The sequence below is a fragment of the Lentzea miocenica genome, from assembly GCF_033949945.1.
Classification (GTDB): domain Bacteria; phylum Actinomycetota; class Actinomycetes; order Mycobacteriales; family Pseudonocardiaceae; genus Lentzea; species Lentzea miocenica.
The window spans coordinates 44,300-66,714 of record NZ_JAXAVW010000008.1; the positions used below are offsets into that span (position 1 = coordinate 44,300).

Sequence of the window (22,415 nt, forward strand, 5' to 3'; positions counted from 1 at the left end):
GGGTCAAAGCTAGCCCTACCTGCAAAACTAATCTTCATGCCGGTAGAGCTGACGCTCCACAAAGCGGCCGAGGAGTTGCGACGAGGCGACCTCGCGAGCGTGCTTCGCGCACGTCAGCGCGTCGCCGGGCTGGTAGGCACCTACCCGCACCGCCTCGATCTGCGCGAGCGCCTCGCCGAGGTCTACCGAACCCTCGGCCAACCAGCCCAAGCCGGCCGCTGGACGTACCTCTCCGAAGAACGCGACCCAGAAGAAACCCTGGCCTTCGAACGCGCCTACCGCAAAGCAGAGTCCCGCCTGGTGGCCCTCAGCTGGCAGGGCCGCGTGGACGAGGCCCCCACCGAAGCCGCACGAACCCGCCTGGCGTCCCTCTACCTGGAAGCCCGCATAGAGCTCCAGCACGACCTCGACGCCACCCCGAACGAGGAAACGTCCTGGGGCGCCTGCCTGATCGTCATGGTCGGCGGCACCTTCGTCCTGGTGTGTTTCATCCTGGGCATCGTGACTCTCGTCCAGTTCTTGTGGAAGCTGGTCACATGAGAACGCTGTCGCAGTACGTCCGCCGCACCCCGACCATGCACGCCACTGTCGACGGCCGACCCCTGGTGCTCAAACTCGAACACCTCCAGCTGACCGGCTCGTTCAAGATCCGCGGAGCCGTCAACAAGCTCCTCTCCCTGAACGTCTCCGAAGTGGTCACAGCCTCCGGCGGCAACCACGGCATCGCAGTGGCCCAAGCCGCGCAACTACTGGGCGCCCACGCCACCGTCTTCGTCCCCGTGACCGCCCCGGAAACCAAGACCAAGCGCATCGAAGCCCTGGGCGCCAAGCTGATCCGCCACGGCACCACCTACGCGGAAGCCGCCCTGGCCGCCCGCGACTTCGGCCCGGCCTACATCGAGGCCTACAACGACCGAACCGTGATCGAAGGCCAGTCCACAGTCACCCAGGAAATCGTCGAAGACGCCCCCGAAGTCGACACCATCTACGTCGCGGTAGGCGGCGGAGGCCTGATCGCCGGTGCCGCACTGGCCTCAGGCGGCCGCCACATCATCGCCGTGGAACCAGAAACCTGCTGCGCCATGCACAACGCCCTGGCCGCCGGTGAGCCAGTCGACTCCGAGGTGAAGTCAGTAGCAGCCGACGCACTGGGCGCCACCCGAGCAGGCGAACTGTCGCTGGAAATCCTTCAGCAGCACAACGTCACGTCAGCCCTGGTCTCCGACGAGGAGATCCTCGCGGCCCGAGACCGCCTGTGGGCAGACTTCCGCCTGGCCGTGGAACCAGCGGGCGCAGCGGCGTTCGCGTCATTCCTCAAGGGAGACAAGCAAAGCGAGCTCCCCTGCGTAATCCTCTGCGGTGCAAACTCGGAGTGGCAACCCCGCTAACCCATGAGCGAGCGTTTCCGGTGGTGTGGTCCCGTCACGAGTCGTGCCACGGCTATTGCTGCCTCGCTCCTGGTACGGCTTGTGACGAGACCACACCACCGACGCAACTACCTACGCGCGCCGCCGCCCAACGTCAGGCGTGCCGCCGAAAGCCCAGATCAGGAAGTAGCGTCGATCGTCGCGCTGGCCAGCACCAGATCCCCCGCCACGTCCTCGCGGTAAATCGCCACAGCCTGCCCCGGCGCGACACCCTTCAACGGCTCCCGCAGCTGCACCTGCAACACCCCGTCAACCAGCTCCGCGACAGCAGGAGCCGTCCCCCCATGCGCCCGAACCTGAGCCACACACTCAACCGGCCCGTCCAGCACCACGTGCGCAACCGGGTCAGACGCGGAAATCCCAGTCACAGCAAGCTTCTCCACGGCCCCGACCCGGACGTTCCCAGAAACCGGCTCCAACGCCAGCACGTACCGAGGCCGCCCATCAGCAGCCGGCCCGTCAATCCCGAGCCCCTTCCGCTGCCCCACAGTGAATTCGTGCACCCCAGCATGCCGCCCCAGCACAGCACCGGTCTCATCGTCGATCAGCAACCCAGGCCGAGTCTCCATCCGCCCAGCCAGGAACTTCTGCGTGTCCCCATCCGGAATGAAGCAGATGTCGTGGCTGTCCGGCTTCTTGGCCACCGACAACCCACGCGAAGCAGCCTCGACCCGCACGTCGTCCTTCATGGTGTCCCCCAACGGGAACATCGCATGAGCCAACTGGTCCGCCGTCAAGGAAGCCAGCACGTACGACTGGTCCTTCCCGAGGTCGACCGAACGACGCAACTCCGGCCGCCCGTCAACAACCTCAAGCCGTGCATAGTGCCCAGTGCAGACCGCGTCGAACCCCAGCGCGATCGCCTTGTCCAGCAACGCCTCGAACTTGATCCGCTCGTTGCACCGCAGGCAGGGGTTGGGCGTCCGCCCAGCCGCGTACTCCGCGACGAAGTCCTCGACGACCTCTTCGGTGAACCGCTCAGCGAAGTCCCAGACGTAGAACGGGATCCCCATCAGATCCGCGGCACGACGAGCGTCGTGCGAGTCCTCAATGGTGCAACACCCACGAGCACCGGTGCGCAATGTGCCGGGCTTGGCCGACAACGCGAGGTGCACGCCCGTCACGTCGTGTCCCGCTTCGACGGCTCGTGCCGCCGCCACCGCGGAATCGACACCACCGCTCATCGCCGCGAGGACCTTCACTGCTTGACCACCTTCCGAGAACGCCTCATACCTGCCAGCCCCGCCGTGCGAGCCCTCTCCACCACCGGCCCGATGGCCGACACCAACTGCTCAACGTCCGCGAGCGTCGACGTATGCCCGAGCGAGAACCGCAGTGATCCGCGGGCCAGGGCCGGTTCGACGTCCATCGCCAGCAGCACGTGGCTCGGTTGCGCGACTCCGGCGGTGCACGCGGAACCCGTCGAGCACTCGATGCCGCGCGCGTCGAGCAGCATCAGCAGGCTGTCGCCCTCGCAGCCGGGGAACGTCAGGTGCGCGTTGCCGGGCAGGCGGTCGACCGGGTCGCCGTTCACGATCACGTCCGGTACCACCGAACGCACCGACGCGATCAGTTCCTCGCGCAACGCGGTCAACTCCACGGCACGAGTGGCCTGCTCCTCGACCGCGATCCGCACCGCGCTGGCCAGACCGACGATCGACGGCGCGTCCAGCGTGCCGGACCGCACGTCCCGCTCCTGGCCGCCGCCGTGCAGCAGCGGCGCGCACTTCACGTCGCGTGCCAGCAGCAGCACGCCCACGCCGTACGGGCCGCCGACCTTGTGGCCGGTCATGGTCAACGCGGAAGCGCCGGAAGCGGCGAAATCAACGGGCACGGCGCCCACGGCCTGCACGGCGTCCGTGTGGAACGGCACACCGCGTTCCGCACACACGCGTGCGATGTCGTGCACCGGGTTGATGGTGCCGACCTCGTTGTTCGCCCACATCGTCGTGACGAGCGCGACGTCGTCGGAGGAGCCCAAAGCCTCGGAAACGGACTCCGCCGACACACGGCCGTAGGAGTCGGTCGGCAGCCACGTGACGTCCGCGCCCTGCTGCTCCAGCCACTCGACGGCGTCCAGCACGGCGTGGTGCTCGACGGCGGAGGCCAGGACGCGGCGCTTGCCGCTCGCCCAGTAGATGCCCTTGACCGCGAGGTTGTCGCTCTCCGTGCCGCCGCCGGTGAAGAGCACCTCGGACGGCCGGGCGCCGAGGGCGTCGGCGATGTTCTCGCGGGCCTCTTCGATCGCCCGCCGCGCTCGCCTGCCGGAGGTGTGCAGCGACGAGGCGTTGCCCGTGGTGGACAACGCCTCGGTCATGGCCGCGATCGCCTGCGGGTGCATGGGGGTCGTGGCGGCATGGTCGAGATAAGCCATCAGGGCTCAAGGGTAGCCCGCATGCGGGGTCCGGTCAGAATCGCTCCCACCACGGCCAACGCGGCCATCGACAGGTTCAGCACCACCACGCCCGCGGTCGGCGCGGTCGCCACCACGAGCACGCCGCCGATCCCGATCATGGTCGCGGAGAAGAGCATGTCGGAGATCTGCAGCGCCGCCGAGTTGAACCCGCGGTCGGCCTCGGGTGACGCGGCCATCATCAGCACGCCGACGCTGGACGTCGCCATGCCCATGCCCGCGCCGGCGACGGCCCACAGCACCGGGGTGAGGAAGGCGGGGCCCCACGTGGGTGCGATGAGCGTCACGGCCGCGATACCGGTCGCCGTGAACAGGAAGCCGGTCCGCACGAGCGTGTGGCGCTCGATCTCCGGGTGCCGCGACGCCCACATCGAGGCGCCGGCCCAGCCGAGCGCGCTCAGCGTCAGCGGAATGCCCGCCTCCAGGGGCGAGTAGCCGTGCACGACGGTCAGCGTGAGCGGGATGAAGCCCTCAACCGCGAAGAACGTGCCGGCCAGCAGACCACGCGCGAGGATCGTGACGGGCAGGCCGCGCCGGGCGATCAGCGTGCCCTTCGGCAGCAGGATGCGCAGTGCGGGCGCCAGCAGCAGCAACGCCACCGCGATCAACCACCACGTGCGGTGTTGCAACCCCCAGCTCAGACCCGCCACGCCCAGACCGATCGCCACCGCTGCCAACGGCAGGTACTTGCGTTGTGGCGGCGTCGCGGCGTGTGGAGGCAGCTTCCTGAGCACCGGGATGAGCAACACGCTGCCGACGAGCACCAACGGCACGATCGCGAGGAACACCCACCGCCAGCTCAGGTGCTCGGTCGCCCAGCCCGCGACCGCCGGACCCACCAGCGACGGCACCACCCACGCCGCCGACAGCGCGCCGAACACCGCGGGCCGGTCGCTCTCCGGGTACGCGAGCGCGATCAGCACGTAGATCGCGACGATCAGGAAGCCCGCGCCGAAACCCTGCAGCACCCGCCCGACCAGCAACACCGTCATGGTCTCCGCCACGCCCGCGACGACCAGCCCGGCGAGGAACAGCACCACGCCGATCAGCACCGCGGGCCTCGGTCCGCGCCGGTCGGAGAGCCGTCCGGAGAAGACCGTCGCGATGACGCTCGCCGCGAGGTTCGCGAGGAACGGCCACGCGTACAGCGCCTCGCCCTCGAGCTCGCTGACCATGGTGGGCATCGCCGTGCCGACACCCATCGCCTCGAAGGCGAGGAGGGTGACCAGCAGGAGGATGCCCGTCGTGGGCCAGCGGCGGTCAGGCGACCAGAGGCGTGATGGAACGGGCGCGGTGAGAGTCACCTGTAGATGGTGCAAGCTCCAGCTCGGTCGAGGTCAAGCGGTTTGATTGCTCTTCGGCAAGTTTTGCCAGTTCCCTGCGGGTCGCCGCACGGCCGGGAGCGATCTCGTCGAGCACGTGCACCTCGACCACGAGGTCCCTGATTCTCAGCACGCGGCGGATCGAGTCGACGAGCGTGTCGCTGCCGATGAACGCCGGCTGCGTGGTCAGGTGGTCGCCGATCCGGTAGCGCAGCACGATCGGCCGCACCGGCACACCGGCGTCAAGCGCGGCCTGGAACAGCGCCGGCTTGTAGTGCCCGGACGCCATCCCGCACCACGTCGTGCCCTCGGCGTGGATGCCGACCGCGCTGCCGTTGCGCAACGACGTGGCCAGCTCGTTCACGGCCTGAGGCAGCTCGCGGAGCTTCTCGCGGTCGAGGTAGACCGTGCCCGCCGCCGTGATGATCCTGCCGAGCACCGGCCAGCTCTTGATGTCCTTCTTGGCCACGAGCCGGATCGGCTGCACCGAGTCGATCGCGAGCTCGTCCAGCCACGACACGTGGTTGCTCACGACGAGCACGCCGCGCTTGGGGATCTCCTGGAACTTCCGGGCGCCGTGCACCCGCAGCCGGACCCCGAACGCCCGCAGGACCGCGTGGAACCAGAGGCGGATGGCGCTCTCCCGCTGCCTGGCCGGCAGCAGGAGCGCGACCGCGATCCACACACCGCAGAGGAGGGCCGTGAGGGCCGTGACCGCCCGCCAGGTCTGCCTGAACGCGCTGACCTGGCCCGGCGTACCGCTGACGCACCCGTCACCGCAGGGCGAGGCGGGCATCCAGGCGTGACTCATGCTGTCTCCCCCAGGAAGAACTTGAGGTAGCGCTGGTCCACGTGGTCCATGCCGAGCAGGATGAACAGGTCGGCGACCCCGAAGTCCGCGTCGAGCGCGGGCCGGCCGCAGATCTTGGCGCCGAGCCGCAGGTACCCCTTGAGCAGCGGCGGCATCACCGTCCTGGCCGGCCGCTCGATCTCGTCGACGTTCCACGGCGTGTGCGGCGTGACGCGGTACTGCTCGGGCGCGTAGTGCTTGGCGTGCACCGTGTCCCACACACCGGCCGCGAGGCTTCCGCCGTCCTGCAACGGAATCGACGCGCACCCGACGAGCCACTTGTGACCGCTCAGCAGCATGTACCGCGCGATGCCCGCCCACACGAGGCTGACGACGGCGCCGTTGCGGTGGTCGGGGTGCACGCACGAGCGTCCGGTCTCGACAGTGGTGTGCCGGATGCCGGCGAGGTTGGTCAGGTCGAACTCGCCGTCGCTGTAGAGCCGGCCGGCTTCCTTGGCGCGCTCCGGCGGCAGCATGCGGTAGCCGCCGACGATCTGGCCCGTGCGGTCGTCGCGCACCACGAGGTGGTCGCAGTGCTGGTCGAACTCGTCGACGTCGTGGCCGGGCACGCCGGTGTGCAGCGTCGCCCCCATCTCACCGGCGAACACCTCGTAGCGCAGTCTCTGCGCGGCGACGACTTCTTCGCTGTCACGGGCGACGAGGAGGGAGTAGCGGGGAGCGTCCTCGCCCTGCTGGGCGGGGGTGCTGACAAGCAGTTCCGGCTGCGTCATGCGAACCAGGGTGAAGCCGGGTTGGCGAATGACAGCAGGTCAAACCGATGACGCCTCAGTGGCAGTCGGGTTAACCCACGGTGGTGCTACCTCGGGCCGCGTTGTTTCAGCCTTGCGAGATACCGGCGCAGGTACTCGTGGACCGTCCCGGCGCATCCGGCATCGTCAGGCGATGCGTGCAGCCGCTGGACTCTCCTTCACTGGTGCTGAAGCCAGTAGCGCTCTTCGGTCATGGCGTCGAGCCTAACGCTCAGATCGAGTTCGGGTTGTGGATGTACGCGCTGATCTTCGACAACATCGGCTCCCGCCAGCACCGGAACGTGATGTCCGTGGTGGGCCCGTGCACGTGGACGGCGAGCTTCTCGTCGTCCACGAGGTCCATGTCGATGGACACGTCGTTGGTGAAGCCGAAACCGCGGATCACCAGGTCCTCGACGAAGTCGAACCGGAGCCTGACCTGGACCCGGTTCATGCCCGCGGCGACCCACTCCTGGCGCGGGCGGTCCGCGAACTCGGCGAGGTTGAACCGCAGGGCGACGCTCGGGCTGTCCCGGCTCACGACGACCTCGTGCAGGTCGGCGCCGGCCAGGGACGGTGGAGTCGAGTACAGCTCGTCGACGGCTCTCCGCCCGGGGCCGGGGAGAGCGAGGTGATCAAGCCAGCTCATGCCGTTCTCCTCGTAAGACTCCGGAACAGGCGAACGGCCGCCCCATCGAGGTGGGACGGCCGTTCGGGAGAGCCGAAGTGCTCAGCCCTTGCGCTTCTTGACCTCTTCGGTCAGCTGCGGCGCGACGTTGAACAGGTCGCCCACCACGCCGAAGTCGGCGATCTCGAAGATCGGGGCCTCGGGGTCCTTGTTGACCGCGACGATCGTCTTCGAGGTCTGCATGCCCGCGCGGTGCTGGATGGCACCGGAGATGCCCAGCGCCACGTACAGCTGCGGCGAGACCGTCTTACCGGTCTGGCCGACCTGGAACTGGTGCGGGTAGTAGCCGGAGTCGACCGCGGCGCGCGAGGCACCGACGGCGGCACCCAGCGAGTCCGCGAGCTCCTCGACGGTGGAGAACTTCTCCGCCGAGCCGACGCCGCGGCCGCCGGAGACGACGACGGAGGCCTCGGTCAGCTCCGGGCGGTCGCCGCCGACGATGGCCTCACGCGAGGTCACGCGGGCGGACTTGGCGGTGTCCACGGAGATGGAGACCGACTCGTCCAGCACGGCGTCCGCGGCGGACTCCTCGGCCTCTACGCCGCCGGGGCGGACGGTGATGACCGGGGTGCCGGTGCCGACCTTGGACTTGACGACGAACGCGCCACCGAAGATGGACTGCACGCCGGTGCCGTCCGCGTCGATGTCCACGACGTCCACGAGCAGACCGCCGCCGAGGCGCACGGCGAGACGGCCCGCGACCTCCTTGCCCTCGACGGTCGCGGAGACGAGCACCGCGGACGCGTTCGGGGCCAGTGCGGCGAGGGCGTCGACCTTCGGGGTCACCAGGAAGTTGACCGCGTCGTCCGACTCGATCGCGTAGACCTTCGCGGCGCCGAAGCGGCCGAGCGACTCGCGGATCTTCGAGGCGGTGCCGGGCGCGCCCACGACCACGGCGGCCGGGGTGCCAAGGCGCCCCGCGGCCGTCAGCAGCTCGTAGCTGACCTTCTTGACCTCGCCGTCGACGTGGTCGACCAGAACCAGAACTTCAGACATGATTTCCCCTCCCTCAGATGAGCTTCTGGCCGACGAGGAACTCGGCGATCTTCTGACCGCCGTCGCCACCGTCCTCGACGCGCTGACCCGCGCTGCGCGGCGGCTTCGGGGCCGCCTCGAGCACCTGGGACCACGCACCGGACAGGCCGACCTCGGACGCGTCGATGCCCAGGTCCGCCACGGTGAGCGTGGAGACGGGCTTCTTCTTCGCGGCCATGATGCCCTTGAAGGACGGGTAACGCGGCTCGTTGATCTTCTCGGTCACCGAGACCACGGCCGGGAGCGACGCCTCGAGGAACGCGACGCCCTCGTCGGTCTCGCGCTCGCCCTTGATCGTGGAGCCCTCGACCGTGACCTTGCGCAGCTGGGTGACCTGCGGCAGGCCGAGCAGCTCGGCGACGATGGCCGGGACAGCGCCCGCGCGGCCGTCGGTCGCCTCGTTGCCGGCGATGACCAGGTCGACGTTCTCGACCGTGCCGATCGCCTTCGCGAGGACCTTCGCCGTGGCGAGCACGTCCGAGCCGTGCAACGCCTCGTCGCTCACGTGGATGGCCTTGTCGGCACCCATCGAGAGCGCCTTGCGAATGGCGTCGGTGGCGCGGTCGGGACCCATCGCGATCACGGTGACCTCACCGCCGTGGGCTTCCTGCAGCAGCAGGGCCTCTTCGACGGCGCGCTCGTTGATCTCGTCGAGCACTGCATCCGCAGATTCGCGGTCAAGGGTGTGGTCGGCGTCGGTGAGCTTGCGCTCGGACCAGGTGTCAGGCACCTGCTTGACCAGGACAACAATGTTCATAGGTCCTCTTCGACCTCCTGCGGACGGGCGGCGACGCTTACGCGGAGGACTCTAGGGATTGCGCCGCCGGGTGTTCACGACCCTGCCATCTATCCGGATGTTACCCGCCAGTAGCACCACTGCAAACGCCAGCAAGCACCCCGCAAGCGTGATGGTTCTCACCCGGTGGCGCCACCTTTTGAGACGTAACCCATTCGGGGGACTAGGCTGCGCCGACATGTACCGGCGAGTAGCTATCGTTACCGACAGCACGGCCTGCCTCCCGGCGCAGCTGACTGATCAACTCGGCATCGAGGTGGTCCAGATCCAGGTGCGGATCGGTGACCACACCGACGACGAGTCCCGCATCCCGGTCCCCGACCTGGTCTCGGCCATGCGTGCCAACGTGCCCGTGGCGACGATTCCGCCCGATCCCGGCGCGTTCTTCTGGACCTACAACGAACTGGCCGCGCAGGGCGTCCGCTCGATCGTGTCCGTGCACGTGTCGGGCCGGCAGTCCGCGACCGTCGAGGCGGCCCGTACCGCCGCCGCCCAGGTCCGCGTGCCCGTGCACGTCGTCGACACCCACACCTGCGGGATGAGCATCGGCTACGCCGTCCAGGCCGCCGCGAAGGTGGCCGAAGCAGGCTGCAACGTGGAGAAAGTGCTCGCGACCGCGCAGCGCCGGTTCGACAGATCCACCGAGCTGATCTACGTGGACACGCTCGAGTACCTGCGCCGCGGCGGTCGCATCGGCGCCGCGGCCGCACTGGTCGGCGGCGTGCTGTCGATGAAGCCGCTGCTGACCATGGCGGACGGCCAGATCACGCCGCTGGACAAGGTGATCGGCGCCGACCGCGCGCTCAACCGGATGCTGGACATCGCGATCAAGCGCGCGGGCACCGACACCGTCGACGTCGCCGTGGAGCACTTCGACGCACCGGAGAAGGCCCAGCGACTGCTGCGCAAGCTCCGGACCGGTGTGCCCAACGTCCGCCAGTTCATGTTGACGCAGGTCAGCTCGGCCATCGGGGCGCACGTGGGCCCCGGAGCGCTGGGCATCACAGTTTCGCCGGTCTGACTCCGGGAACTCCAAGTGCTGTTCCGTCCGTTGAACTGGACGTAACGGACACCTGGAGGACCGATGGCCGGTTTCATGGACAAGATCACCAGGTTCCTGCGCAGTCCGCAGGGCCACAAGCTTCAGGCCAAGGCACGGCAGATGGCCCAGGACCCGCGCAAACGTGCGCAGGCAGAGCAGCTGCTGCGCAAGTTCCGCGGCAAGAAGCACTAGAAGTTTCGAAGCGCTGGTTCAGCACTACTTGCTGAACAACGCGTTCAGCTCGCCGTAGCCCAAACCCTCGTTGGTGCTGTCGTAGGTGCCCTTCGTCAGCAACTCCTCAGCCGCCTTCTTGGCCACCGCGTACGCCGCTGAGGCGAGCGCGGTGCCCACGCTGATCCTGGCCGCGCCCGCGGTCGCCAGTTCGTGGACCGCGGGTGCGCCCGGACCTGCCAGCACGTTGAGCGGGGCGTCGATGTTCTCGGCGAGCGTCTTGATGACGTCGAGGTCGTACACGCCGGGCACGAAGATGCCGCTGGCGCCGGCCTCGAGATAGGCCTTGGCGCGGTCGATCGCCAGCTGCAGGCGGTCCTCGGGCGCGCCGACGCCCCGCAGGTACACGTCGGTCCTGGCGTTGATGAAGAGCTCCGGGGCGGCTTCCCTTGCCGCCGCAAGACGTTCCTTCTGCTCCTGCACGTCCCGGATCGAGCCGCCGTGGCCGTCCTCGATGTTCACACCGGACGCACCCGCTGCCACGACCGCCCTCGCGGTCTCGCCGACTTCCTTCGCGTCCTCGCCGAAGCCCGACTCGATGTCCGCGGTCACCGGGATGCTGACCGCCTTCGCGATCCGGGCGACGAGATCGATCGCGAGCTCGCGGTCCAGCGCGTCGCCGTCCGGGGCGCCGAGACTCCACGCGACGCCGGCGCTCGTGGTGGCGACGGCCTTGGCACCGGCGGCCTCGACGATGAGGGCCGAGGCGACGTCCCAGGCGTTGGGGAGGGCGAGCGGGGGCTGCTGGTGGAGGGCGTGGAAGAGCGTGGTGCGGTCAGCGGTGGAAGTCATGATCTGAGTGATATCAGCAGGCACCGACGAAGTCCGGCCAGTTTCGGACGTGAACCGCCGACTTCCGGACACGCCCGTCAGTTGCTGCCCGCCTTGCGGCGCACCTCTTCGAACGTCCGCAGGTACCGCTGCCGGAAGTCCTCCCGCTCCACCCACGTCGTGTGCTCGACGGGCTGGGGCGCGGCAGGCGGCGGCAACGTGGTCTCCACTACCGGCTCAGGAACAGGTTCGGGCTCAGGCTCGGGTTCGACCTCGGCGACCGGTTCCGGCTCAACGGCGACAGGTTCCGGTTCCAGCTCGGCAGCGACTGGTTCCGGTTCCACCGCAACGGGTTCCGGCTCGGGTTCCAGCTCGGCGACCGGCTCCGGCTCGGGTTCCAGCTCGACGACCGGCTCCGGCTCGGGTTCCAGCTCGACGACCGGCTCCGGCTCGACGACCTCCGCTTCGACGATCTCCGGTTCCGGCTCCACCACGGGCTCGGCCAGCACGGCCAGCGCCGGCTCCAGCTGCGGCAGCCCCATCACCGGATTGCGGTGGATCGGCCGCGTGTCGTAGTCGTCCGGCACGGGCTCGACGGCCGCGGGCTTCTCCACCCACGTCCGCTCGACCGGTTCGTCCGACGGCGAAGACGCCGAAAGCGCAGCAGCGTCCTCGCGGCGTCGAAGCACCACGTACATGAGGGCTGCCCCCAACGTGAAGGACAGCACGCACAACCCGAAGACGATTCCGATCGCCCCTGCCATGCGAAGGCTCCTAGCTGACGAGGACGTCGACCTGGGGGCCGAAGTCCGAGGGCGGGCCCCAGACGGGGTCCACGATCACCTTCGTGGTGATGACGCTGTCCACCCCTTGCTCGGCCAGGTACTGCCGCACCAGGCCGGCCCTCTCCATCGCGAGCACGTCGCAGCGGTGCGACGCCGTCTCGCCGTTCCACGCGTGCGACACCAACGTCACCGCGCCACCGGTGACGTTGCGCAGCACGCTGGCCAGCCCCCGCCGCACGTCCTCGCCGCGGCCCACCAGCGAGGCCGTGCCCGGTGCGAACGTGACGCCCTTGACCGCGTGCGAGGAGAACAGTTCGCGCACGTTCCGCTGGGCGATGTCCGCCGGCACCTGGAACGGTGCCGGGGGTTCCATCCGCAGCGGTGCCACGAAGTCCGACACCGGCACCGGGCCCTCGTGCCGCACGGGCACGGCGGGCGACGACGACAACGCCGTCTCCAGCTCGTCGCCGTACACGGAGAACCCGAACGCCGTCACCGAGGCCGGCACCATCAACGCACCGACTACCAGCGGAATCCAGCGCTTCACGACGCGGCCACCTGTTCCGGGATGTGCACCGGGGCAACGCGATCAGCGGCCACCGACAACGCCGCGCGAGCCGCGGACAGTTGCGAGTGGACGGCGCGGCGAAGCTCGTGCAGCTCGTCCGTCCGGTTGGCGACCTCCGCCAGCCTGCGGTTCGCCTCGCGGCAAGCCACCTTCACCACGAACTCGGCTCGTGCCTTGGCCAGCGCCTCCTGCTCCTGCAGGTGCTGCGCGGCCTCGTTGCGGCGCCGGGTCATGCTGAGCTCGAAGAACTGCTGGGCCTTCTCGCGCTTGCGCTCGGAGTCGGCTTCCAGGGAGTTGCACTGCAACGCGGTCTCGCGCAGCAACCGGTCGGCGTCGGCCTGGGCCTGGGCGACCGCCTCGCTGCACTCGCGCTCGACCTCGTCGGCGCGCTGGCGGTGCTGGGCCTCGAGGTCGGTGCAGCGGCGCTCCATCTCGACCTCCAGCCGCTCGACGGCGGCGGCGCGGGAGGCGCAGTCCTGGCGGGTCGCGTAGAGCTCGGACTCCGCCTCCGAACGCATCGCGGCCGCTTCGCGTTCGGCGTCGGCGCGCAGCGCGGCGACCTCGACGTCGGTGCGGGCGCGGAGGTCGGTGCACTCACGTTCGGCCTGCAGGTGCATCTCCGCCGCTTCGTCCTCGGCGAGGCGCAGCATGCGGTGCATCCGTTCGGTGGCGCTCGCGTGCGAACCGGAGGTCGACTCCAGGCGTTCGATCCTGGCGCGGGCGTCCTCCAGATCCTGGCGCGTCATTTCCAGGAGCTTGCGCAAATCGGCGGCCTGCGCCAGCGCCTCGGCCCGGTCGAGGCTCGTGAAGCGCAGCTGCTCCTCGAGATTCTCGATGTGGTCGATGACCTGACGCCGATGAAAACCACGGTAGACAACGTCGAAAGCGGCGTGCAGCGGAACTAGTTCCTGCTCTTTTGCACCCATGGTCACCTACTCACTCAACCAGGCTGAAGATTGTGCGAGCTTACCCACGCCAGGTGACCCCAACCAGCGTCGACAGTGGACAGAACGGGTGCGTGTAACACGTGGAATAACGCCGATTTGCAGGGCAAACGAGACACTCGTAGATCAACTCCAAAGAACGGTCAGTCACCCGATTGTGTCAAGCTGGACGCCTTTCCGAGGGGTTCACTCCGTGCGTTCGCCGTGCACGGAAAGCGACCGTCCAGGCGTAGATCACACGAATTGCCTTCGATCGTTGGTGGCTACTGCGATCACCCTTCGTTAACCTTCTCGTTCGTGCCCTCACGAGTAGCCGTCGTCACCGACTCGACAGCGTCACTTCCGGCCCGTTTGGCGGAGCGGTTCAACATCATCACGGTCCCGATGCAGCTGAAGATCGGGTCGGAGCTGATCGACGAGGCCTACGTACCGACCGACAGGCTGCTGCAGGCGATGGCGGCGCAGATCCCGATCACGACCCAGCCGCCGGCGCCCGACGCGTTCTTCTGGGCCTACCAGGACGCGTGGGCGAAGGGCGCGGAGACGATCGTGTCGGTCCACGTGACGCCGAAGCTCTCTCCCGCCACGGACGCGGCGAGGGCCGCGGCGTCCAAGTCGCGCGTGCCGGTGTTCATCGTGGACTCGCACTCGTCGGGCATGACGCTCGGTTTCGCCGCGCTCGCGGCCGCGCGGATCGTGCAGACCGGCGGCAACGTCCAGAACGCGCGCAGCGTCGCCGAGCAGCGGGGCCGCAACGCCCACGTGCTGATCTACGTCGACACGCTGCACTACCTGCGCCAGGCGGGCCGGGTGAGTGCGGCGGCGAAGCTCTTCGGCGACGCGCTGTCGGTCAAGCCGCTGCTCACCGTCGTGAACGGCGAGGTGGAGCCGTTCGACAAGGTCGTCGGCCGCGACAGAGCGCTCGGCAAGCTCGTCGAAAAGGCCGTGGCACTCGCTTACGGCCGCGACGTGGACCTCGCGGTCGAGCACTTCGCCGCCGAGAAGGAGGGCCACCTGCTGCTGCAGGAGTTGCAGAAGCGGATCCCTCACGCGCGTGACGTCGTCCTGACTCAGGTCAGTGCGGCCATCGGCGCGAACGTGGGCCCTGGCGCGCTCGCCGTCACGGTCTCGCCGTACTGATCAGAGCCGCTCCACTTCCTCCGCGAGGAGAAGTCCCGCGTCGAACCCCATGGGCGCGAAGTGCCCGGCCAGTTCGAGCGAGAGCACACCCTGCAGCCTCGTCCAGAACGACAGCGCGCGATGCACCGTCGCCGACGGCGCCGGAAGCGCACCCGCCCACTCGCGGTTCATGCCCAGAACGACGTCGAACGGCGTCTTCGGCGCGCCGTCCGACGCATCGGCGCACACCTCCAGCAGCACCGCCAGGATCTCGTCCGAGATCGCGGTGATCTCGTCCGGCGCGTGATAGCCGGGCACGGGCGTGCCGTAGATGAGCAGGTACCGGTGCGGGTCGCTCAGCGCCCACTCCCTGATGACCCCGGCGAGCGCCACGACGGTGGTGCCGGCCTCGAACGCGGCGCGCACGGTGTCGGCCAGGCTGCGGTAGGCGTCCTTGATCAGCGCGGTGATCAGCTCGTCGCGGCCCGCGAAGTACCGGTACAGGGCGGGCCCGCTCATGCCCATCTCCTTGGCGATGGCGTTGAGCGACAACGCCGTCACCCCGGCCGCGGCGATCTGCTCCCACGCGTGCCGCTTGACCTCTTCCCGCACCTGGGCCCGATAGCGCTCCCGGGGGCTCTGCACCGTCTCCATGGTTAGACCCTCTCACGTTCGCTATTGACAGTCACCCACGCCTCACTCTAGCTTCAGCATGTCACTCCAGTTAGAGGTTATAACTACCGCGACTTACCCTAACGAACGAAGGGCTCGTCATGACCGCCAAGACCCGCACCGCTGCTCACCCGTCGACGTCCGTGCTGGTGGCGGCGTGGGCCGTACCCGTCATGGTGATCGGCCAGTTCGGCCTGCTCTCGGGGATTCCGATCGCCGTCGTGCTCGTCGCGAGCCTGCGCGACCGCCGTTCCCCGGTCCTGCGGTGGTGGACAGGGGCGCTCGCGCTGGCCTACGCCACGCCGTTGACGCTCTGGCTCACCGGGCCGAGCGAGGCGCCGAGCCTGTCGAAGTACATGAGCCCCGCGATGACCGCGGCGCTCACGGCGGCCGGAGTCGCGGTCGCCATCGCGCACCAGGTAGTTCGCAGGAGGTCTACTGGCAAGTAACCTGACGGGCGTGACCCTCCCCCTGACCGGCGAACGCACGGTGCCCGGTATCGCGGAAGAGAACTACTGGTTCCGGCGGCACGAGGCGGCGTATCTGCACCTCATCGGCCACTGCGCGGACGCGGTCGTACTGGAGGCGGGCTGCGGCGAGGGCTACGGCGCCCAGCTGATCCGCACGGTCGCGCGGCGGGTGATCGCGCTCGACTACGACGAACTGACCTCGCAGCACGTCGCCCGCGCCTACCCGCAGCTCGACGTGCTGCGCGGGAACCTCGCGACGCTGCCGTTGCGCGACGGCAGCGTCGACGTCGTGGCGAACCTGCAGGTCATCGAGCACCTGTGGGACCAGGAGGGGTTCCTGGCGGAGTGTCTGCGGGTGCTGCGTCCCGGCGGCACGCTCATCGTCACGACGCCGAACAGGCTGACGTTCTCGCCGGGCCAGGACACCCCGCTGAACCCGTTCCACACCAGGGAACTCGCACCGTCCGAACTGGACGAGATGCTGCGTGAAGCTGGTTTCCGCGTTGACGAACTGACGGGACTGCGTCACGGACGAAGGCTTGACACCCTCCTGAACGGACAGATCATCAACGCACAGGTCGAAGTCGCCCTGTCCGGCGCGCCGTGGCCCGCCGAGCTGAAGGAGGCGGTGGAGTCGGTGACGGTGCGGGACTTCGACATCACCTCTGACGACATGGACACCTGCCTCGACCTCGTGGCAGTGGCGGTGCGCGCGTGACCGGGAGGACCACCGCCGGGAAGGCTTCCGAGGGCACGTTCTGCCTGGTCCTGCACAGCCATCTGCCCTGGCTAGCGCACCACGGCGCGTGGCCGGTCGGCGAGGAGTGGCTCTACCAGGCGTGGGCGCACTCGTACCTGCCCGTCGTGGACATGCTGCGGCGTTTCGCCGACGAGGGCCGTTCCGACGTGCTGACGCTCGGTGTCACGCCGATCCTGGCCGCGCAACTCGACGACCCGTACTCGTTGCGGGGCGCGCACGACTGGCTCGGCAACTGGCACCTGCGGTCGCACTACGCCGGGGAACGGCTGCGCGAGCTGTCCGCGTACGAGCACCGCGCGTCGTCGTGGGCGCTGGACCAGTTCGAAACCCATTGGCGGCACGGGTTCTCACCGATCCTGCGGTCCCTTGTGGACTCTTCGACGATCGAGCTGCTCGGCGGGCCTGCCACGCATCCCTTTCAGCCGCTGCTGGTTCCTCGGGTGCGGTCGTTCGCGCTGCGGACCGGCCTGGACGACACGGCGCTGCGCGTCGGCAAGGCCCCGGAGGGCATCTGGGCGCCGGAATGCGGTTACTCGCCGGGCATGGAGGCGGGGTACGCGGCGGCGGGCGTGCGGCGGTTCATGGTCGACGGGCCCGCGCTGCACGGCGACACCTCGTCCGCGCACCCGGTCGGCTCTTCGGACGTGCTGGCGTTCGGGCGTGATCTGGAGGTCTCGTACCGCGTCTGGTCGCCGAAGGTCGGCTATCCGGGCGATGCCGCGTACCGGGATTTTCACACCTACGACCACCCGACGGGCCTGAAGCCGTCACGGGTGACCGGCAAGAACATCGCGCCCGAGGACAAACGGCCGTACGACCCGTTGCTCGCGCGTGAGGCCGTTTCACGCCACGTCGACGACTTCGTCGAGACGGTCGTGCGCAGGCTGCGGGCGATCGACGGCGGTCTGGTCGTGGCGGCGTACGACACTGAGCTTTACGGACACTGGTGGCACGAAGGTCCCTTGTGGCTGGAGGGTGTGCTGCGCGCGCTGCCGGAAGCGGGCGTGCACGTGACGACGTTGCGCGGCGCGGTCGAGGCGGGGCACGTGGGCGCGCCGGTCGAGCTGCCGGCCTCGTCGTGGGGCAGCGGCAAGGACTGGCGGGTGTGGGACGGCGCGCAGGTGTCGGACATCGTGTCGTTGAACGAGTCGGTGCAGAAGGAACTGCTGGACCTGGACTTCTCGTCCGACGTGCGGGATCCGGTGCTGGACCAGGCGGTGCGCGAGGCGTTGCTGGCGTTGTCGAGCGACTGGGCCTTCATGGTCACCAAGGACTCGGCCGCCGACTACGCCCGCTACCGCGCGAAGATTCACAGCGATCGTTTCAGCGAGCTCGCGGCTCTGGTTCGCGGCGGTCGTGGTCATGCACGAGCGGCGGAGCTCCGCGCGGCAGACGGCCCGTTCGGGCATCTGGACGCGCGAGGAATGAGGTAACGGAATGCGCGTGCTGATGTTGTCGTGGGAGTACCCGCCGGTGGTCGTCGGCGGGCTGGGCAGGCACGTCCACGCGCTCGCGACACAGCTGGCCGCGCAAGGGCACGACGTCGTCGTGCTGTGCCGTCAACCTTCCGGCACCGACGCGATCACGCACCCCACGGTGGACGTGGTGAGCGAGGGCGTGCGGCTGATCCGCGTCGCCGAGGATCCCGCGCACTTCGTGTTCGAGAAGGACCTCCTGGCGTGGACGCTCGCGATGGGTCACGCGATGACACGCGCCGGTCTGGCGTTGAGCTCGTGGCGCCCCGACGTCGTGCACGCGCACGATTGGCTGGTCGCGCACCCGGCTGTCGCCCTGGCCGAGGCTTTCGGCGTCCCGCTGGTGGCCACGATCCACGCGACCGAGGCCGGGCGGCACTCCGGCTGGCTCTCGCACCCGTTGAACCAGCAGGTGCACTCGGTGGAGTGGTGGCTGGCGAACCGGGCCGACTCGCTGATCACCTGTTCGTCCGCGATGCGAGGCGAGGTCGCGCACCTGTTCGATGTGGACACTGCCGACGTCTCCGTGCTGCACAACGGCATCGAGCCTGGTGGGTGGAAGGTGCGGGCCAAGGACGTCGGCGCTGCCCGACGGGCGTACTCGCCGCACGGCGATCCGTTGCTGCTCTTCTTCGGCCGCATCGAGTGGGAGAAGGGCATCCAGGACCTGATCGCCGCACTCCCCCGGATCCGCCGCTTCCACCGGGGCACGCGCGTCGTCGTGGCCGGTGGCGGTTCGCAGACCGAGTGGCTGCGGGAACAGGCGCGCAAGCACCGGGTGCTGCGGGCCGTGGAGTTCGTCGGACACCTCTCCGACAGGTCCTTGGCGGCGTTGCTCACGGCCGCGAACGCCGTCGTGCTGCCGTCCCGCTACGAGCCGTTCGGGATCGTCGCCCTGGAAGCCGCCGCCGCCGGAACGCCCCTGGTCGCGTCGACCGCGGGCGGGCTCGGCGAGGTCGTGCTGGACGGGGTGACGGGTCTGTCGTTCGCACCTGGTGACGTGGACGGACTCACACGCGCCGTGCGTGCCGTGCTGTCCGATCCGGCCAGCGCTGCCGTGCGTGCGCGCGCAGCGAAAGAGCGTCTGAGCACCGACTTCGACTGGGCCAAGATCGCCGCTTCCACGGCCTCGGTCTACGCGGACGCCGTCGTGCGCGAGCCACGCGTCCTGGGACGTCCCAAGATCGCTACGGGCAATCTGTTCACCTGAGTCGGCTACAGTCGCCGGTCCCGTTAACAAGAGGTGACCGAGGACTGAATGAAATACCAACGCTTCGTGGCGCTCGGGGACAGTTGCACCGAGGGCCTGGACGACCTGTTGCCCGACGGCCGGTACCGGGGCTGGGCGGACCGCGTCGCGTCCGTGCTGGACGCGCCGGGGTTCCGCTACGCCAACCTGGGCGTGCGCGGCCGTCGTCTCGACCAGATGCTGGTGGAGCAGGTCCCGTCCGCATCGGCGTTGCGGCCAGACCTGGTCGCGATCTTCGGCGGCGGCAACGACGTGATGTCCGGTGCCTCCACCGCTCAGATCGCGCGCCGGGTCGATGCGCTGGTGAGCGCCGTGACGTCGTTCGCGCCGACCGTCGCCGTCTTCACGTTGAGCGACGTCTCACAACGGATGCCGTTCGGCTGGCGCATGCGTCCACGCATCGAGGCCCTGAACGACGCCGTGCGCGTTGCAGCAGTGCGTTACGGCGCGATCCTGGTCGACGTGTGGGACGACAACACGTGCGTGCAGGACTCACGCTACTTCGGCCCGGACCGCCTGCACCTGTCGTCGTTGGGACACAGGCGGTTGGCCGGCCACCTGCTGTCAGCGCTCGACATCCCGTTCGACGCTTCGTGGATGGCGCCCCTGGAGGGTTCGGCCGCACCCTCGTCGATGCTGGACCATCTGCGGTGGCTGCGCGATCAGGTGCTGCCCGTCGCGTACTCGCGGTCGCGCAACAAGCTGATCGGCCGCCAGCCGGGCGACGGCTTCAGGCCGAAGCGTCCGACGCTTCTTCCGTTCGCTTAGCCAGCGCCTCCTTGGCCTTGCGGGCCATGTCCGCGATGTCCGCCCGCCGCTGAGCGTCCGCCTCGTAGTCGGCGCGCCGATCCCGCACGACCCGTGCCGGCGCGCCCACCGCGATCTTGAAGTCAGGGAAGTCCCCGCGCACCACCGCGTGCGCACCGAGCACACACCCTCGCCCGACCCGCGTGCCGCGCAGCACCGTCACCTTGACCCCGAGCCAGCAGTCCGGCCCGATGCGCACCGGCGACTTCACGATGCCCTGGTCCTTGATCGGCAGGGTGATGTCCTCGGTCTTGTGGTCGAAGTCGCAGATGTAGACCCAGTCCGCGACGAGCGACGACGCGCCGATCTCGATGTCGAGGTAGCAGTTGACCGTGTTGTCCTTGCCGAACACGACCTTGTCGCCGATGCGCAGCGACCCCTCGTGGCAGCGGATGGCGTTGCCGTCGCCGATGTGCACCCAGCGCCCGATCTCCATGCGGCCGTAGCCGGGGCGGGCCATCACGTCGACCCGCTTGCCGAAGAACACCATGCCGCGCAGCACCACGTGGGGGTTGAGCAGGCGGAACTTCAGCAGCCGCCAGTACCGGACCAGGTACCACGGGCTGTAGGCGCGGTGGCGCAGGACCCAGCGCAGGGAGGCCATCGTGAGGAAGCGTGCCTGGGCGGGGTCTCGTCGCGACCTGGCCCAACGAGTCCACACCGGAGCGCCCCACATCGAAGTCATGGACGGCACTTTAACTATTCGCGAACACCGTGCCCGGCAAGGCATCGTCTGACCGGTGAACGAGGTGACGGGCTGGATCTTCGCGGAGAACCTGACGAAAGTCGTCGAGTACGTCGCGGGGCTCGTCGGCTACCGCTGGGACGACCTCGACGCCGGGGCGCTGGACGCCGGACTTCCCGCGACCGACGACGACAAGGGGCTGTGGTTCGAGTACCCGATGGCGCACCTGACCCTGCGGATCGCCAACACGGACGAAAGCGCGCACGTCGTGTTCCGGATCAGCGGCGATTTCGACGAGGTGTTCGCCGCCCGTCTCGAGACCCTCCTGGACCTGTGCTGACGAGCCGAAACGGCCCTGGAGTGTCGTGACCACGGCGAACAGAGGTGCGGCATGTGGGCGGTCATAGGCGTCTGGGAGCTCAGTCCGGAAATGCACGACGAGTGGCGGGCTCAAGTGCCGTTGATGGCGTCGAGCAAGGTGGAGCTACCGGGATTCGTGCACGGGACGTGGACGCTGGACGGCCACGCGATCCAGGTGTACGACAACGAGGGCGATGCGCGTCGCTACCACGCGGACATGCGGGAGAAGGGCTACCTCGAACGGCCGGGCTTGCGGAACGTCGTGTGGGACGTGGCCGAGGTGGGCGCCGAGTCTCAGGCACCCTAGAGGCATGGCGATTCCTCTCATCATCGACACCGACCCCGGCGTCGACGACGCGTTCGCGATCGCGCTCGCGGCCCGCAGCCCCGAGGTCGACCTCGTCGGCCTCACCACCGTCTTCGGCAACGTCGGGCTCGATCTCACGACGGCGAACGCCCTGCGCCTGCTCGCCCACCTCGGTCGCACCGACGTGCCGGTGGTACGGGGGTTCGAGGGACCGGGCGGTGCGGCGGACGTGCACGGCGAGGACGGGCTCGGCGGGCAGGCGCACACGTTGCCGGAGAACCCCAAGGGCCTCTACGGAGACGACCCTGTCCGCTTCTTCGCCGACAACCTGACGCCGGACACCGTGGTCGCCGCGATCGGGCCGCTCACCAACATCGCCGCCGCGCTCGACGGGGGCATCACGTTTCCCCGGCTGATCGTCATGGGCGGCGGGCTCGACGTCGGCAACATGACCGCGCGGGCCGAGTTCAACTTCTGGGCCGACGCGGAGGCCGCGCAGACGGTGATCCGCCGGGGCAACCCGATCATCGTGCCGCTCAACCTCACCCAGCGGTGCATCGCCGACACCGAGTTCCTCGCGAACGTCGACCCGGTGCTGAGCAACCTCACCGGCACCTACCGGGAGTACCTCGCCCGGCACTCCGAGCAGAACCTCTCGCACCGCGAGGAGGGCATCCTGGTCCACGACGCCGTCGCCGTGGCGGAGGCGATCGTCCCCGGCACGTTGCGCACCAAGCTCCACCACCTCGACATCGACGACGAGGGTGCGCTCGTCGAGGGAAAGCACCAGGTAGAGGTCGCGGAGGACACCGATTGGCCCGCGTTGAGGGCCTTCATGGAGCAGCGCTTGTCCGTTTGACGACAACTTCGCGTCGCTCTCTGGGGTTGGG

27 protein-coding genes are annotated in these 22,415 nt (G+C 68.9%); 13 read left to right on the top strand and 14 right to left on the bottom strand.

Annotation, left to right across the window (positions count from 1 at the left end; all coding sequences use genetic code 11):
• Positions 1 to 36: 36 nt before the first annotated feature.
• Both SK803_RS11320 and SK803_RS11325 read left to right on the top strand, forming a co-directional pair.
• Complete coding sequence (locus SK803_RS11320) at positions 37 to 540, top strand: DUF6584 family protein (protein ID WP_319965835.1); 504 nt, start codon at positions 37 to 39, stop codon at positions 538 to 540.
• A complete protein-coding gene (locus SK803_RS11325; RefSeq protein ID WP_319965836.1) occupies positions 537 to 1,388 on the top strand; it encodes a serine/threonine dehydratase in 852 nt (283 codons plus the stop codon). Before SK803_RS11320 ends, SK803_RS11325 begins: the two co-directional genes overlap by 4 nt.
• A gap of 158 nt (positions 1,389 to 1,546) precedes the next feature.
• Here SK803_RS11325 and mnmA read toward each other — a convergent pair whose 3' ends face one another.
• The 8 genes from mnmA to SK803_RS11365 form a co-directional block, all read right to left on the bottom strand.
• Entirely contained in the window at positions 1,547 to 2,629 is a 1,083-nt protein-coding gene (gene mnmA / locus SK803_RS11330; protein ID WP_319965837.1) for a tRNA 2-thiouridine(34) synthase MnmA, read from the bottom strand.
• Positions 2,626 to 3,801 (bottom strand): cysteine desulfurase family protein, encoded by a 1,176-nt coding sequence (locus SK803_RS11335; protein WP_319965838.1) that lies wholly within the window; start codon positions 3,799 to 3,801, stop codon positions 2,626 to 2,628. The genes mnmA and SK803_RS11335 overlap by 4 nt, the downstream gene beginning before the upstream one ends.
• A complete protein-coding gene (locus SK803_RS11340; RefSeq protein ID WP_319965839.1) occupies positions 3,801 to 5,144 on the bottom strand; it encodes an MFS transporter in 1,344 nt (447 codons plus the stop codon). Before SK803_RS11340 ends, SK803_RS11335 begins: the two co-directional genes overlap by 1 nt.
• The gene (locus tag SK803_RS11345; protein WP_319965840.1) at positions 5,101 to 5,973 is read right to left on the bottom strand and encodes a lysophospholipid acyltransferase family protein; all 873 of its coding nucleotides are present in this window, start codon (positions 5,971 to 5,973) and stop codon (positions 5,101 to 5,103) included. Before SK803_RS11345 ends, SK803_RS11340 begins: the two co-directional genes overlap by 44 nt.
• Positions 5,970 to 6,743 (bottom strand): GNAT family N-acetyltransferase, encoded by a 774-nt coding sequence (locus SK803_RS11350; protein ID WP_319965841.1) that lies wholly within the window; start codon positions 6,741 to 6,743, stop codon positions 5,970 to 5,972. The genes SK803_RS11345 and SK803_RS11350 overlap by 4 nt, the downstream gene beginning before the upstream one ends.
• A 250-nt stretch (positions 6,744 to 6,993) precedes the next feature.
• Positions 6,994 to 7,410, bottom strand: a complete 417-nt coding sequence (locus tag SK803_RS11355) for an Imm50 family immunity protein (protein WP_319965842.1) — start codon at positions 7,408 to 7,410, stop codon at positions 6,994 to 6,996.
• Positions 7,411 to 7,491: 81 nt separating this feature from the next.
• Positions 7,492 to 8,445, bottom strand: coding sequence for an electron transfer flavoprotein subunit alpha/FixB family protein (locus tag SK803_RS11360; RefSeq protein ID WP_319965843.1), 954 nt, complete (start codon positions 8,443 to 8,445; stop codon positions 7,492 to 7,494).
• Between the two features lie 13 nt (positions 8,446 to 8,458).
• The gene (locus SK803_RS11365) at positions 8,459 to 9,241 is read right to left on the bottom strand and encodes an electron transfer flavoprotein subunit beta/FixA family protein (protein WP_319965844.1); all 783 of its coding nucleotides are present in this window, start codon (positions 9,239 to 9,241) and stop codon (positions 8,459 to 8,461) included.
• 217 nt (positions 9,242 to 9,458) lie between these two features.
• On the opposite strand from SK803_RS11365, the gene SK803_RS11370 reads away from it, so the two are divergent.
• The gene (locus SK803_RS11370; protein WP_319965845.1) at positions 9,459 to 10,301 is read left to right on the top strand and encodes a DegV family protein; all 843 of its coding nucleotides are present in this window, start codon (positions 9,459 to 9,461) and stop codon (positions 10,299 to 10,301) included.
• A gap of 63 nt (positions 10,302 to 10,364) precedes the next feature.
• On the top strand, positions 10,365 to 10,514 hold the full coding sequence (locus SK803_RS11375) for a hypothetical protein (RefSeq protein ID WP_170176162.1): 150 nt from the start codon (positions 10,365 to 10,367) through the stop codon (positions 10,512 to 10,514).
• 24 nt (positions 10,515 to 10,538) lie between these two features.
• Here SK803_RS11375 and SK803_RS11380 read toward each other — a convergent pair whose 3' ends face one another.
• From SK803_RS11380 to SK803_RS11395, 4 genes are all read right to left on the bottom strand, one after another.
• Positions 10,539 to 11,345: an isocitrate lyase/PEP mutase family protein gene (locus tag SK803_RS11380; protein ID WP_319965846.1), complete on the bottom strand. Its 807-nt coding sequence runs from the start codon at positions 11,343 to 11,345 to the stop codon at positions 10,539 to 10,541.
• A gap of 77 nt (positions 11,346 to 11,422) precedes the next feature.
• A complete protein-coding gene (locus SK803_RS11385) occupies positions 11,423 to 12,088 on the bottom strand; it encodes a hypothetical protein (protein ID WP_319965847.1) in 666 nt (221 codons plus the stop codon).
• A 10-nt stretch (positions 12,089 to 12,098) separates the two neighbouring features.
• Positions 12,099 to 12,656 (bottom strand): OmpA family protein, encoded by a 558-nt coding sequence (locus tag SK803_RS11390; protein ID WP_319965848.1) that lies wholly within the window; start codon positions 12,654 to 12,656, stop codon positions 12,099 to 12,101.
• Positions 12,653 to 13,603 (bottom strand): coiled-coil domain-containing protein, encoded by a 951-nt coding sequence (locus SK803_RS11395; protein WP_319965849.1) that lies wholly within the window; start codon positions 13,601 to 13,603, stop codon positions 12,653 to 12,655. The genes SK803_RS11390 and SK803_RS11395 overlap by 4 nt, the downstream gene beginning before the upstream one ends.
• A gap of 315 nt (positions 13,604 to 13,918) precedes the next feature.
• Between SK803_RS11395 and SK803_RS11400 the strand changes: the two genes are divergently transcribed.
• The gene (locus SK803_RS11400; protein ID WP_319965851.1) at positions 13,919 to 14,761 is read left to right on the top strand and encodes a DegV family protein; all 843 of its coding nucleotides are present in this window, start codon (positions 13,919 to 13,921) and stop codon (positions 14,759 to 14,761) included.
• Here SK803_RS11400 and SK803_RS11405 read toward each other — a convergent pair whose 3' ends face one another.
• A complete protein-coding gene (locus tag SK803_RS11405; protein ID WP_319965852.1) occupies positions 14,762 to 15,394 on the bottom strand; it encodes a TetR/AcrR family transcriptional regulator in 633 nt (210 codons plus the stop codon).
• A gap of 119 nt (positions 15,395 to 15,513) precedes the next feature.
• Here SK803_RS11405 and SK803_RS11410 point away from each other — a divergent pair, with 119 nt between their 5' ends.
• From SK803_RS11410 to SK803_RS11430, 5 genes are read left to right on the top strand one after another with little or no spacing between them, the layout of a single operon-like run.
• Positions 15,514 to 15,861 carry a hypothetical protein gene (locus tag SK803_RS11410; protein ID WP_319965853.1) on the top strand — a complete coding sequence of 116 codons (348 nt, stop codon included), beginning with the start codon at positions 15,514 to 15,516 and terminating at the stop codon, positions 15,859 to 15,861.
• Between the two features lies 1 nt (position 15,862).
• On the top strand, positions 15,863 to 16,600 hold the full coding sequence (locus SK803_RS11415) for a class I SAM-dependent methyltransferase (protein ID WP_319966082.1): 738 nt from the start codon (positions 15,863 to 15,865) through the stop codon (positions 16,598 to 16,600).
• Positions 16,597 to 18,075 (top strand): glycoside hydrolase family 57 protein, encoded by a 1,479-nt coding sequence (locus tag SK803_RS11420; RefSeq protein ID WP_319965855.1) that lies wholly within the window; start codon positions 16,597 to 16,599, stop codon positions 18,073 to 18,075. Before SK803_RS11415 ends, SK803_RS11420 begins: the two co-directional genes overlap by 4 nt.
• A gap of 4 nt (positions 18,076 to 18,079) precedes the next feature.
• Positions 18,080 to 19,327 carry a glycosyltransferase family 4 protein gene (locus tag SK803_RS11425; RefSeq protein ID WP_319965856.1) on the top strand — a complete coding sequence of 416 codons (1,248 nt, stop codon included), beginning with the start codon at positions 18,080 to 18,082 and terminating at the stop codon, positions 19,325 to 19,327.
• A 48-nt stretch (positions 19,328 to 19,375) separates the two neighbouring features.
• Entirely contained in the window at positions 19,376 to 20,134 is a 759-nt protein-coding gene (locus SK803_RS11430) for an SGNH/GDSL hydrolase family protein (RefSeq protein WP_319965857.1), read from the top strand.
• On the opposite strand, the gene SK803_RS11435 is transcribed toward SK803_RS11430, so the two are convergent.
• Positions 20,097 to 20,858 carry an acyltransferase gene (locus SK803_RS11435; RefSeq protein WP_319965858.1) on the bottom strand — a complete coding sequence of 254 codons (762 nt, stop codon included), beginning with the start codon at positions 20,856 to 20,858 and terminating at the stop codon, positions 20,097 to 20,099. The two genes, SK803_RS11430 and SK803_RS11435, sit on opposite strands and share 38 nt — an antisense overlap.
• A 55-nt stretch (positions 20,859 to 20,913) precedes the next feature.
• Here SK803_RS11435 and SK803_RS11440 point away from each other — a divergent pair, with 55 nt between their 5' ends.
• The 3 genes from SK803_RS11440 to SK803_RS11450 are packed head-to-tail and all read left to right on the top strand — an operon-like array spanning position 20,914 to position 22,384.
• Positions 20,914 to 21,198, top strand: a complete 285-nt coding sequence (locus tag SK803_RS11440; protein ID WP_319965860.1) for a hypothetical protein — start codon at positions 20,914 to 20,916, stop codon at positions 21,196 to 21,198.
• 51 nt (positions 21,199 to 21,249) lie between these two features.
• Entirely contained in the window at positions 21,250 to 21,525 is a 276-nt protein-coding gene (locus SK803_RS11445; protein WP_319965861.1) for a hypothetical protein, read from the top strand.
• Between the two features lie 4 nt (positions 21,526 to 21,529).
• Positions 21,530 to 22,384, top strand: a complete 855-nt coding sequence (locus SK803_RS11450) for a nucleoside hydrolase (RefSeq protein WP_319965862.1) — start codon at positions 21,530 to 21,532, stop codon at positions 22,382 to 22,384.
• Positions 22,385 to 22,415 lie beyond the last annotated feature (31 nt).